Here is a 13,340-nt window from a genome sequence, read left to right as displayed (position 1 = left end):
AAGATTGTGATGAAGAAAGCGATGTCCGCGGCCGATCCGTAGAGAAAACTGACGATCCTTGAAAATCGCATTCCGGACGACTCCTGGATAATGGGGTGGGTTGGGGTCATGATCGACTCCGTTAAGCCAACACTGCCCCACGCAGGGCAATAAAGAACACCGAACTCACGGCTCAAAACCCTGAAGAGGCACTTGGTTTGTCGGTAACGCGATAGTAGGTGTTTTTGAGGAAAAAATCGTCCGGAATCTGCTCAACAGGCCTCTCGATCCTGGTAGCTGAACGGTAGTCGAACGGTCGCGCTACGCTCCGAGCATGCGGTCGTTCTTGTGATCGGGCTATCCAGCGCTTCGACCGAATTGCGCAACCACGACGAAATCAAGGCGCTCTACCTCGGCGCTCGCCGCGAAGTGGCGTCAGCGAGAAGCCGCTGACGCCTGCCGTTGCCTGACTTTGATTGACAGAGGGGAAACTGGTCTGGCTACGGACAATCTAGCGCGCAAGATCACCCGAGACGTTTATTCTCGAACTATAGGTGGAGCAATCGACATGTTCTCGACGATCTGTACTATGAAGGCGACGATCGGCGGTATGACGATCCGTAGGGCTTGCGCTAATACGACAGTGTTCATGGGGCCAGCTGGGTGCGGCCAGCCGGGCCTCCTGGTCAGAAACTTGTGAGATGAACGCCCTCATAGATTTTAGCTCGCATCGAGGCGAGCGGCGACATATTTTCGATACCGAGACAACGATTTTAGAACGGGATAGGGGTGTCAGGCACCCCGTACCCGCGACTGGACAGCAAAACTGATCGGAGTGCCAGTTAGTGTGCAGGAACCGCTTGGCGCGATGGCGAGCACTGGCAGTTTTAAGGCGCACCGATAAGCAGCACCCCGCTGCAGTGGCCCGCGAATGATTCCGTCCTCATAGACACGAACACGCGTGTCGCCGGTCCACGGCCTTGGCTTTTCGACTGCGATCTACAGCATCGCTCGCCTCTAATCCTGTCGGGCAGGGAGAGGGGTTAGCAAGTTTTCGTTCGGTGACTCACAACATCAAACCGGCTTTTCTGGCAGCGCGAAAGGCGCAATTCGTGTCCAACACCTGACAGCGGCACAAAGCCCGTCAGGTTTAGAACACCGGCCGGCTTGGGCTCCGTGGAGTTTTTCAAAGCGTAGTCAGACGCTTAATGCGCGCTGACGAAGATGGCACGGCTGTTGCTCTTGAGATCCAGCAATACTGAGTCAGGGCTGAGTGAATCCAGAGCGCAAAACGAGCGATGCTCCTTCCCTTGAACCCGTGTGCCCTGGTCTGAGAGAGATAAGCTGGCGCAGAAAGTCGCGCAACGTTTGGCAATCGTTATGGAGAACAACATGGTGCTGCGCATGGAGTCCCCAGCTCCTCCGATCAAGGTGGAGAACTGGCTGCGTGGCCAGCCCCTCACGAGCTTCCAGCCTGGAAAAGTGTACATCGTCGAATTTTGGGCAACTTGGTGCGGCCCCTGTGTGGCGGCGATGCCCCATCTGGTGCAGCTGCAAGAGAGATACAAAGACAGCGGAGTTGAGGTCCTCGGAGTCGCAGCTTGTGAACGAGCTCGAACGGCGGACGAGGCCAGAGCCAACTTGGACGCATGGTTGACCGAAAAGTTCTCGAATCTCAACTACCGCATCGGGTTCGACTACACAGGGAATATGAACAAGCTTTGGATGGATCCCAGCTTTTCTGTCGGGATTCCCACCTCGTTCGTCGTCGACCGCGACGGCCACATCGCCTTTATCGGTTCTCCAACGCGACTCGATGACGTTCTGCCGAAAATTCTTAACGGCGGCTGGCGCACCAGCGATGAAGCTGGAGCCGCCGATACAGAGCGGCTCGCCAAAGGCGAGATCTTCGCCAAACTTACGGCGGCGATGAAGGCGGAGGATTGGACGAAGGCGCTTTCGGTGCTCGAAGAGGCCGTGGCCGTGATGCCGGACGACGTCAACTTACGCGTGCTCCATGCGGGTCTGTTGCTTCACAGGATGCGCGACATGCGGAATGGCTTGCCGGTCATGCGCCAATTGGTCCGCGACGCGATCGACAAAAAATCCGAGCCGTGGATGGCCGGGGCGATGCGCCAACTCTTCGATCCGGCGAATGACAACTCCCACTTCCCGCCTGCCGAGCGCTTTGCAATGGGTAAGGAGTTGTCCGAACACATCCTGGCACTGAATCCTCCGCAACGCGGCGACCGCTCCAAGTTCCTGTCCTATGGGGCGATCGCTCAGTATTATTTTGAGAGCGGCAACAGGGATCGCGCGATCGAGTTGGTCGAGGTGGCGCTGAAGTCGCTGGACGGTCCTGAGCCTATCCCCGACAAACTGAAACAGCAGGTTATGTCGCTGTTGGTCCAAGCGCTGGCCAACTACAAGGGTGAGAAGGCTTGCTACGGGACTCTTTGTGCGACTCCGCAAGACGGGTCTCCGAAAGAGTCAAAGCGCAGGCGCCGGAAGAGAAAACATGAAAAAGGGTAGTAGTCGGAATTGCTCATGGGCCAATTCGTCAATTTCTGCGGCGGGCCAGTGGCAACTAAAGACCATCGAGTACAGCGCTGGATCGTTTGCGGGCAGGTTGGAGGTCCAAATTGCGATGACCTCCGGCCGGATCGAGGCGGACCTGATCTTCAGGTGAAGTCGCGCCGCCATCCCATGATGCAAACACTCTGAGCGTCTTAAGGTCTACACGAAATGCTGAACGACTCCTTCGTCATAAAAATGCACCCTTTGCGCACGGCCATGGCGGCGGCCGGATTTAGGCGGCCACCGCCATGCTTCTGCAGACGGGCGAAGATGAATGGCGCCGATCCGCATGCCTGGCTCACACAAACTATCGAAAGGACCGCGCAAGGCTGACCGATGTCTCAGATCGATGCTCGCATGCTGTGTAACACTCAAAGCTTGAACCGCTTCAGCTACGCTTATGCAAAAAGGGGGTGAAATGGGCAGAAAATTTCGATCGCAGCCCCCAAACGCCGGGCATTATTGCGTCGCCTCGGACGACAGCGCCAAGCAGTCAGCACATCGCGTCTGGATCAAAAGGGTCTTACGCCGCCTGTGGCAGAAACTGCTGGCGCCATGATCGCTAAAGATGACAAACCACCCGCCGCAATCGGCGTGGTGATCCCGTTCGTGTTCCGCCACTGGCTGAAGCAGCCCGTCCGGCTCGCGATCGTCCTCGTCGGCTTCTTAGGCGCAACGGTGGCCGAGCTGTTCATGCCGGTTTATTCCGGCTATCTGGTCGACGCGCTGACATCAGGTCCGTCCGACCAGGGAGCGCAGCAGGCGGCGTTCTTCGCCTTCGGCGGCATCCTCGCGCTTGGCTTGCTCTGGATCATATTGCGGTTTACAGGCTTGCAGGCGATCGTGCCGTTCACGCTGACGACGATGTCGGATGTGGCGCGCGAGGCCTTCATGCGGGTGCAGCGGTTCTCGACTGACTGGCACGCCAACTCTTTCGCCGGCTCGACCGTGCGCAAGATCACGCGCGGCATGTGGGCGCTCGACCTGCTCAACAACACGATCCTGATGGCATTGTTGCCGTCGCTGGTGGTGCTCGTGGGCTCGATGATCCTACTCGGTCTACATTGGCCGGTGCTCGGCGAGATGGTCGGGGTCGGCGCGGTGATCTATGTCGCGATCACGATGGCATTCACGATCGGCTACATCGCGCCGGCGGCGCACGTATCAAATGCCTGGGACACCAAGGTCGGCGGCACGCTGGCGGACTCGCTCACCTGCAATGCGGTGGTGAAGTCCTTCGGCGCGGAGGCGCACGAGGATGCGCGGCTTGGCAGTGTCGTCAGCCGTTGGCGGGCGCGGGCACGGCGCACCTGGCTGCGCTACAACGCCACCGGCGCAGTGCAGCTCGTGATGCTGTTGTGCTTTCGCGCTTCCGTGATCGGCGGCGCCATCCTGTTGTGGATCGCCGGCCGCGCCTCACCGGGCGACGTCACCTATGTGCTGACGAGCTACTACGTCATCCACGCCTATTTGCGTGACGTCGGCATGCACATCAACAATATGCAGCGTTCGGTGAACGATATGGAGGAGCTGGTCACAATCCATGGCGAGCCAATCGGTATTGTCGATGCGCCGGATGCCAAGCCGATCGACATTCAGGGCGGAAGCATCACGTTCGAGGACGTGACCTTCCTTTATCGGGGCCATCGCGAGCCGCTCTACGACGGATTGTCGATCGACATCCGCGCCGGCGAGCGGGTCGGTCTGGTCGGCCGTTCCGGCTCCGGGAAGACCACGTTCGTCAAGCTGGTGCAGCGGCTCTACAACGTCTCCGGCGGCCGTATCCTGATCGACGGCCAGGATATCGCCAAAGCGACGCAGCAATCGCTGCGCAGCCAAATCGCGATTGTGCAACAGGAGCCGATCCTGTTTCACCGCTCGCTGACAGAGAACATCGCCTATGGCCGGCCTGGCGCCAGCATGGCGGCAATCGAGCAGGCGGCGCGGCTTGCCAACGCGCACGACTTCATCCTGCACCTGCCCAAAGATTACGGCACGCTGGTGGGCGAACGCGGTGTCAAGCTGTCGGGCGGCGAGCGGCAGCGCGTCGCGCTGGCGCGCGCGTTCCTCGCGGACGCACCGGTCCTGATCCTGGACGAGGCGACCTCCAGCCTCGATTCGGAATCGGAGGCGCTGATCCAGCAGGCGATGGAACGGCTGATGAGGGGACGCACCTCGATCGTGATCGCACACCGGCTGTCGACGGTGCGCAGCCTCGATCGCATCCTGGTGTTCGACCGTGGCGAGATCGTCGAGCAGGGCACCCACGCCGCGCTGATCGCGCGGCCGGGCGGCGTTTATCGCGGGCTGTTCGAGCGGCAGGCCATCGAGTTCGGTCAGATCTCCGCGGCAGGCCAGGCTAAAGCATGGCTGGCCGCATCCTCGCAGCCTTAGCGCTATTTACCTTGGCTGTAGCTGATTGGCATCGCGCCGGTCAGCCCTCCAGCATCGAAATCGAAATTCACCGCGAAGGTGTAGGATTGTCTTGAGGGAAAGTGTCTTTAAAGCGGGAATAGGGCGTTTGTCGGAAGGCAGTCGGAGATTCCGGGCCTATTTTGCTGGGCGAGTATTATGATCAAAGCGAAAAGGAACTATTCGCTCATCCTCAAGCGCGATGTGAATGTCCTGCGGGATCATATTGGCCGTACCAAAGCTGCTTTCGACTTTTGTGCGACTGTTTCGGACAGCGAATTGATCAAGATCCTGTCTGGCGACCTTGAATTGCGCCAATTGGATAAGGACTTGAGCGGCGGATCTGGTGTTCAGGCACTGATTACTAGAGACTTTTTCAAGACGGGATTGTCATCAGGTTAAAGCCAAGGGACCTCGTCATCCTTTTAGCATCATCCTTAAGCAGGCGTGCGAGTTCGCCTCAAGAGGTCACCTTCGTCATTTGACGGCCTGCATTGTCGTGTTCAGCCATGTCCAGTTGAGCGCATCGTGTCCGCAACTCAACACTAAACGCTTAAGTATTCTCCGCCTCGGTGAAGTGCATGGATTTTTGCCTCTTCAAGCGGGGCCTGCTCAACCTTTTGGGTGGCACGCTGATTGCTGGGAGACGCTGAAGGATCCGTTGCGATCGTGTCGGTGCCGCAGCTGTCCGCCTACGGAAACAGATGAAGCTTGCTCGACTGAGCCCAAATCCACGCCATGGGGGTGCACTGTTGAGTGCGGCTTCATTAAGTGAAGCTTTGCCGCTTCCATCACTGGTGCCGCTGTCATTGATCGCGCTGGATACCTCTCAACACTGGCTGATTTGATTAGCATTCAACCCGGTTGCGCCCGAGCGGCTGCAAACCAGTGTGACACCGGATTAAGCCGCAATGTGGTGCGGCGCGTACGGCGAGAACTCCCCAACCCAGAGCAAGGAGTAGCTGAACATGGCACATTGGTCTGCTTCGGTGCTCGCAGACGCTTGCAAACCGGGCGATCGGGATAGGGAACTACCTGCAGCCGCATCAATTCGCTCCAGCATCTTTGTTGGTAGTGGTACGCTAGCTATCAGGTGTGCTCAGCTAGTAAGTAAGATGGGTCATGTCGTCTGCGCTGCGCTATGTGCCGACGCCATATTCCGGGACTGGGCTTCTCGCGCTAACATCTTGTGTGTAGAGAGTGTTGAAGAGCTCTCCGCGTTGATGAATGCCGACCCGGTAGAGTGGATATTTTCCGTAGGAAATCCATTCATATTGCCGCCGGATGTGTTTGCCCGAGTCCGTCAAGGCGCTTTCAATTACCAAGACGGTCCGTTGCCACGATATGCGGGAGCTCATTCGATGTCTCGGGCGCGGCTGGCCCAAGAGGCCGACTATGCTATCGCGTGGCATCGTATCGATGATGGTGTTAAGACGGGTGAGTTGGTGGTTGAGCGCCAAGTTTCTATTGCGCCAACCGATACGGCGTTGAGCCTGAACCTCAAATGTCATGAAGCCGCTGTCGAAGGCTTCCGCGAGCTTCTAGCTGGCTTAACGAATGGAGAGCTCCATGCTGGTTCGCAGGCGCCAGTGGACGGAAGCGTTTCTCCGAGGCGTCGACGCCCAGATGCTGCGGGCTGTCTGCGATGGAATCGCTCCGCGCAAGATCTCTCAACGATCACACGCGCCTTAGACTTTGGGCCGTATCATTATAATCCGTTGTGTCTGCCCAAGGTGCACCTAGGCGATGATGTTGTCGCAGTCAGGCGCCTGGAGATATCTGCTGGACGCTGCGGCCTTACGGCAGGGTCCCTGGTTGAAATCCACCGCAGCAACTGGCGTGTGGCGACAGGGACAGAGGATGTTAATGTTTGGTTTGCCAGCTCAGACGGTCTGACTCTGGATGCACGGACGCTCGCGACGCAGTCCGGTCTGAATGTAGGCGATCGCCTGCCGATTTTGAGCGATGGGGAGGCGCGGAGCATAACTGTTGCCCATGAAGTGTTGGCGCCTCGGGAGAATTTTTGGCGACAGCGGCTTGAGCAGTTTAAGACATTGCAGCTTCCGTTCTTGTTGTCTTCGGAACCTGCGGCTCCGGCTAGATGGCAATCGAGTTCCTGGCTCATTCCAAGTGCTTTGGCCGAGTTGTCGCCATTTGATCGTACTGAGTACTTGCTGAGTGCTTGGCTGATCTATCTCGCCCGCATCACGGGAGAATCAGAGCTCCAATTGGGATGGTTTCCCGCACCGAATGGGTGGCGAGCCGGGATAAAGGCGGTGGAGGTGCTTGTCGCTTCTGTCGTGCCAATGCAAATAACCATCGATCTCGGTGGTGATTTCGCAGAGGTACGCAGGGCGGTCGCGGCCGAATGCGCTGATCTGAGGGAGCACGATAGTTTTCCGCGGGATCTTATTGCGCGCTCTCCGACCTTGCGCGTAAAGGAGGCGCTACAATCGCGCCGACCTTGGCCGATCGGCGTGACGGTGACCGCAAATAGCTGTTCTGCCGCTGGTGATCTACCTTCAAGCCAGAATTCTGAGACAGCGCTCTCCGGTGATTTGCTGACGTTTGAGGTTTGCGCTCTCGATGGGAGCTTTCGGTGGCACTTTGATGCCAGTCGCTTGGCGCCCAAGCAGATCGACCGTATGACGCAGCAGTTGCAAAACTTGTTGTGTGCTGTGATAGCCGATGCGCAACAGCCGGTCGCTCGGGTTGAGTTGCTGTCGTCCGAGGAGCGCGCATACCTCTTGGAGGAGCTGAACCGGACGGCGGCGCCCTATCCGTCGGAGCGGTGTATCTATGAGCTGTTTGAGGCGCAGGTGCGCCAGGCGCCGAATGCGACGGCGGTGACCTATGCGGGCGAGCACTTAAGCTATGGCGATCTCAATGCACACGCGAACCGGCTCGCACATCATCTGATCGCGCTCGGGGTGAAGCCGGATCAGCCGGTCGCGATCTGCCTTCAGCGCAGCGTGATGATGGTGGTGGGGCTGCTCGCGATCCTGAAGGCAGGGGGCGCGTATCTGCCGCTCGATCTGGCTTATCCGTCCGCGCGGCTGCGGCAGGTTCTTGAGGATGCGGCGCCGCAGCTGGTGCTGGCTGATGCGGTGGGACGCGCGGCGCTGGGCGAGGTGGGCGTCGATGTGACGGTGGTCGATCTCGCGACGGCGACACCGCCTTGGGCAAATCTGCCGGCGTCGAATCCGGATGCGCGCGCGCTCGGTCTGACCTCGCGCCATCTCGCCTATGTGATGTACACCTCGGAATCATCAGGCACGCCCAAAGGCGTCGAAATGTCCCACGGCTCACTGATGAATTTGCTCTGGTCCTCTCCGGAGCTTGGCGCGCCCAAACGACGCACACTTCAGTTCACGACCCTGAATTTCGACGTGTCGCTCCAGGAATTGTTCAGTTGCTGGAGGGACGGAGGGCTGCTCGCGCTCGTGCAGGAAGAGACCCGCGTGGACTTCTCCGCCTTGCTGGAATTTGTGTGGGGGGAGGCGATCGAGCGGCTTTTCCTCCCATTCGTCGCGTTGAACTATTTTGCGGAGGTCTGGGGCGCTAAAGGAGTGCTGCTGCCCTCTCTGAGGGAGATCTATACAGCAGGTGAGGAATTGCGGGCCACGCCAATCCTCAGGTCGTTCTTCGAATTGCACCCGAGGGCGAGATTGATCAATCAGTATGGGCCTACAGAAACCCACGTCGTTACGGAGCACCATCTTGCGGCTGACCCAGAATGTTGGCCGCAATTGCCTCCCATCGGCCGTCCGATCGCGAACACGCAGATTTACCTGCTTGATAGTCATGGTGAACCCGTTCCGTTTGGCGCTATGGGGGAGCTTTACATTGGCGGCGCGGGGGTGGCGCGTGGCTATCTGAACCGGCCCGAGCTAACGTCGGAGCGGTTTTTGGCCGATCCGTTCAGTGGCGAGGCGGGGGCGCGGATGTACCGGACCGGCGATCTCGCGCGCTATCTGCCGGACGGCAATCTGGAGCTTTTGGGCCGCGATCGACGACCAGGTGAAGATCACCGGCTTCCGGATCGAGCCCGGCGAGATCGCGGCGCGGCTCGTTGAGCACGCCTCGGTGCGCGACGCGGTGGTGGTGGCGCAAGGGGAGGGTGCGGCCGGGAAGCGTCTTGTCGCCTATGCCGTTACGGCTGCCGAGCATGCCGGCGAAGCTGAGGGGCCTGAACTTGCCGCCACGCTGCGCCCGCACTTAAGTGCGCGCTTGCCGGAGTACATCGTGCCGTCTGAGTTTGTGCCCCTTGAGGCGCTGCCGCTGACGCTGAACGGCAAGCTGGATCGCAAGGCACTGCCGGTGCCGGAGGATGAGGCGTATGCAACGGGGCGGCTATGAGGCGCTGCAAGGCGAGATCGAGATCACGCTGGCGCAGCTCCGGGCGGAGCTTCTGGATCTCGCGCGGGTCTGGCGGCACGACCAATTGTTCGCGCTGGGCGGAACTCGTTATTGGCGGTGCGGCTTCTCAGTCGAGCGCTACATCGTGCGTAGGTTTAGCACCGCTGGACTCTTCCAATCTCCCTGAAAGAACTTGCATCGAAGATTGATTTGGAGCCACACCGCAATACAGCTCAAGTGCTTTCCGTTCATGCACGGGATCGCAACCGCCACTCTTCTTTATTCCGACATGTCTCGGAGATTGTTCTTAAGTCCTCAGCTTGGCAATCAAAGAGCTTTAGCCGAAGGGCCCATATCGCTCGCGGGATATTCCTCTGGGGGCAATGTTGGCTTATGCAATTCCGAGTAACAAGTCTCGATGAAACTACATCATTCGTGGCTTTCATCGATGTTACGGTTACCCGCAAATCCATTGAGCCTATCCGAAGCCAAAATAGTACTGGAAATGGCTTTGAGCCTTCGCGTGCTTAGATGATGAGCGGTTCGAAGCGTTGGAGCACTTTGCTGGACAAAGCTCAGTTGCTCAGCTGTTCGAAAGGCGCAGCAAATTGGAGCGATACCTGCAGATCGTGATCTCCACAATGAGACTTTGATGTAATTACCCATTATCAGCGCTGCAGTTGTATCAATTTCCGTTCCCTGCCAGTTGAATACATGAGTTTTTATGCCGCTGAGCCTCTGCTCAGCCGTCCGGCACGAGCAGTCAAGAGTTTCAATAGGTCCGAGACAAATTCGCCGATGCGGGGTTGGAAACCAGATTTAGATGCGGCGGCCATTCATGGCGCGTATCCATTCGAGGCAACCACATGACGATGATGATTGTTCCAGAGACTTCTGGCTCGATCCTTATCAGCGGCCTTAAACAACTCGCCGACAGCGCCCAAGGAAGCAGCGGTCAAGCAGGCAAGCGGCTCGTTGTCGCAACAGTCTGCTAGGACAATAGCGCCTGGCGGATGGCGATGCGCTGCCGCTCACCGCCGGAGAGATGTGAGGGAGAGCGGTCGAGCAGCGCGCTTGCCGTGCAACTCGACCAGCCCATCACGATCGGCGCTGGTTCGGGTTCGGGGCGCCGTTAAACAAGTTGCGGCGCCGCACACTTTCTTTCTGTGGGATTAGACCAGGATCAACCTGGCCATTTCTCCTCGTCTGCAATGGAGAGACCTATGTCGGCTTCGAAATTGGGCTGATCTTTAGACTGATGTCATTCACAATCCTGGGCGGAAGGAGTTTGTCGGATGACAGACGATTCGAAATCGCACGGCGAACCAGGCGCACATGAATGCCGTTCGGATATAAACTAGGGACTGTGGGTGAAACCCAGGATCTGAGCATTTCCCTGGCTAAGTTTCTTGAAAACTTAGGCCAGATGGCGCGCTTGTGGCGGGTGTTGATGAACCTCTTCGCATCCTAGAATCAACCGAGGTTGCGTCGTCTCGTTTGTCGCGGCTAGCTCTTGGGCCAACAGTAGGAACGCTGAACGCCGTGTCCATGACCTTGCCCCCTGGACTTAATCCAGTTTGAAATTCACTCTGGCCCATATGAGAACCAGAGCATGAAGCGCAGCCGCTTTGCGGAAGAGCAGATCATCGGGATCTTGAAGGAGCATGAGTTCGAGGGCGCAGCGCCCACGCGCCGGGCGATCTCGCGGCCCGGCATCCCGGCCGACTTCATTCTCATCACATCGCGCACTTGGCGCATCGCAAGCCTCTCCGTCGGCATCCAGGTGCCCCTTCGCAAAACCGAAAGGCGGGACCGTATCGGAGCAGAAGAGGCCTCGTCACCCGGGCGACATCATACCGGAATGGCGGGCGACATCGAGCGGAATCAGCACCCGAGAAGTCTGCGGATGGCGAAGCGATGCCGGAAATCGTGCACGCGCGGCCCGCTATGGTCGCCTGGCGCCGCAGGCCGATCCCGCGCGAGAGGCGCCAGAAAACCCGATGAACATACTAGTGCAGCAATCGGCCGGCGCGCTCAGCCACGAAGAAGTGCGCGCCGCAGCGCGACCCGAGGTGAGCATCGCGCCGTTTCGGCGTAGCTGCGGAGAGCCGCACCAGTCGTCGGATGCAAGGCCGCGATTTGCGAACTTGCTCTCCCGGGCTGTCAGCACGCCTGCGCGAGATCGACATCGGCACGCTCAAGCCCGATCGCCTTGGACAGACGCATGCCGGTCACCGCCATCAAACCGAACAAATAATGATAAGTCCAGCGCCGCAATCTGGTTGCAGGAGGCAGGGCAAGTGCCGCCTTCAACAGCGACTCGATTACAAGAGTGGCAAGATCCCGACGCGTGGTACCTCTGTCTCGGGATCGATGCTCGCGACATGGCGCGCGAAACCGCGCCCGTCGGTTCATCGCAAGGCCCAATATGCGCGCCGGTCGGGTGGCAGAGTCGCCCAGGATATAGCGGGCTTTGTGGTGATGGTCGTGGCCTTGCGCTTCTCCATGAAGGAGACGAACTCGCCGAGCCTGGTGCTGGTACTTGTATCCAAGGCATTGGCGCATGCTCAGATACTGCTCGAGTGCGGATCTCAGAGTCTTTGCACGTCTCCCGGCCACGGCAGGCTCAATGTGCGGAGTCTCTGGATATCGACCTTCGCATAAAACGCGCGTGGTGTCATGGCTCTCGTGTCGCACCAACTGGCCGATCTCTGACAAGGTCGCGCCCGATCGGAGAAGCTCGGTGGCAAGGCTGTGTCGGAAGATATGGGCGCCGTCGTGGGCGTAGCCAAGGACACCGGCGCGGCTCCCGGGCTTGGCGATCATCGTAGTCGGGCCCCCGGATGCAAAGCCGACGTGAGGCGCGAGCGTGCGCAGAAACAGTCGGCGACACGACGACGTCGGGCGGCGATCAGGCAGGTAGGCAACACAGCCGCGCCGATTTCTGGAGACATCGGCATTCGCGCCCGCTGGCGACCCTTGGCGCGCATCATCAGGATCGCGTGATCCCGCCGTCCCATCGCGGTGGCCCGATCGCAACCATGCAGGACCTTCTGGACTTGCGCGGCGGATAGATAGGTCGGCAGGCTTGCGAGCTTCCATCGCCTGATCGAGGGTAGATCCGCTCCGGCACCAAAGGGCAGAAGCGAGCCACAAAAGCATTAAAGCGTCGAGAATGGATGGACGTCTGCATCCTGCCATGTCAGCGCGCGTTGTCCATCGGAAAACTAAATGCCTTTCAGTGTTTCGATGAGCGGTTTCCGAGCTGGGAAATCGGAGCTGTTAGCGCTGGGCAGCTGACTCTGGATCACAGACTACCACCTTTAGTAGGTTCGTTGTTCGAGTTTCTCAGGTAGTGAGCGGAGCCATTCTGGGAGGCACACATCACGCAACAGAAGTCCCGGCCGAAACGCACGCACGTTCCGGCCGTCGCTGTTGTGCACAGCTCGCGCAATTTGAGAAAAGCGTGGCTTGGTCATTGAAGCACTACCTGCGAAGGAGACCTCTATGGGTGGAGTGATTGGCGAGCCACGTAATTTTCAGACTCTTGAAATCCTAGAATCGAACGTCCGCTCATACTCACGTTCGTGGAAGGCGATCTCCTTGTTATCGCGAATCCGATCCGTACCCCTGAACCGATTCCTCAGCGGGCATCGACCCTCGCAAACTCGGGGCCGCTGAAACGCAGATGCGCGATGCGACGCTTCATCGCTACATCTCATTGCAATTTCTGTCGGCGCGGTACCTTCCGGCTACTATGCCGCTCGCAGCGCCACATTGCGGAAATTCGGCTAAGGAAGTCCGTATCATTTCGGCAGAAAAGGAGTTGATGAGTTCACGCGTTTTACCTTAATCATTCTGGAGATCTACATGAAAAGGCCCATGATCAGCGGGAAGATCGAGGAGGTCATCTACGCGCAACTCGAGCGAGGTGAAGACCTTCTTCGAGCCCTTTGGGACATCTGCAAACAAAACGATGTCAAGACAGGGGTCCTTCTGGACGCGACCGGCTC

At 58.7% G+C, this 13,340-nt stretch carries 8 protein-coding genes; 7 read left to right on the top strand and 1 reads right to left on the bottom strand.

Going from position 1 to position 13,340, the window contains the following annotated elements; translation table 11 throughout:
• Positions 1-1,371 precede the first annotated feature (1,371 nt).
• From LMTR3_RS32310 to LMTR3_RS39920, 7 genes are all read left to right on the top strand, one after another.
• A complete protein-coding gene (locus tag LMTR3_RS32310) occupies positions 1,372-2,511 on the top strand; it encodes a TlpA disulfide reductase family protein (protein WP_141686910.1) in 1,140 nt (379 codons plus the stop codon).
• A gap of 600 nt (positions 2,512-3,111) precedes the next feature.
• Positions 3,112-4,950 carry an ABC transporter ATP-binding protein gene (locus LMTR3_RS32305; protein WP_065749026.1) on the top strand — a complete coding sequence of 613 codons (1,839 nt, stop codon included), beginning with the start codon at positions 3,112-3,114 and terminating at the stop codon, positions 4,948-4,950.
• Between the two features lie 177 nt (positions 4,951-5,127).
• Positions 5,128-5,370 carry a hypothetical protein gene (locus LMTR3_RS32300; protein WP_065749025.1) on the top strand — a complete coding sequence of 81 codons (243 nt, stop codon included), beginning with the start codon at positions 5,128-5,130 and terminating at the stop codon, positions 5,368-5,370.
• A gap of 566 nt (positions 5,371-5,936) precedes the next feature.
• Complete coding sequence (locus tag LMTR3_RS40140) at positions 5,937-9,044, top strand: amino acid adenylation domain-containing protein (RefSeq protein ID WP_084029947.1); 3,108 nt, start codon at positions 5,937-5,939, stop codon at positions 9,042-9,044.
• Positions 8,989-9,327, top strand: a complete 339-nt coding sequence (locus LMTR3_RS38780) for an AMP-binding enzyme (RefSeq protein ID WP_065749023.1) — start codon at positions 8,989-8,991, stop codon at positions 9,325-9,327. The genes LMTR3_RS40140 and LMTR3_RS38780 overlap by 56 nt, the downstream gene beginning before the upstream one ends.
• On the top strand, positions 9,308-9,514 hold the full coding sequence (locus LMTR3_RS38775) for a hypothetical protein (RefSeq protein WP_065749022.1): 207 nt from the start codon (positions 9,308-9,310) through the stop codon (positions 9,512-9,514). Before LMTR3_RS38780 ends, LMTR3_RS38775 begins: the two co-directional genes overlap by 20 nt.
• Before the next feature lie 679 nt (positions 9,515-10,193).
• Complete coding sequence (locus LMTR3_RS39920) at positions 10,194-10,322, top strand: hypothetical protein (RefSeq protein WP_283809336.1); 129 nt, start codon at positions 10,194-10,196, stop codon at positions 10,320-10,322.
• A 1,168-nt stretch (positions 10,323-11,490) separates the two neighbouring features.
• Here the strand turns inward: LMTR3_RS39920 and LMTR3_RS39555 are convergent.
• Positions 11,491-11,640 carry a site-specific integrase gene (locus LMTR3_RS39555; RefSeq protein ID WP_245320070.1) on the bottom strand — a complete coding sequence of 50 codons (150 nt, stop codon included), beginning with the start codon at positions 11,638-11,640 and terminating at the stop codon, positions 11,491-11,493.
• Between the last annotated feature and the right edge of the window lie 1,700 nt (positions 11,641-13,340).

This window comes from Bradyrhizobium sp. LMTR 3 (genome assembly GCF_001693485.1).
Lineage (GTDB): Bacteria > Pseudomonadota > Alphaproteobacteria > Rhizobiales > Xanthobacteraceae > Bradyrhizobium.
This window is presented reverse-complemented; position numbering and strand designations above follow the sequence as displayed.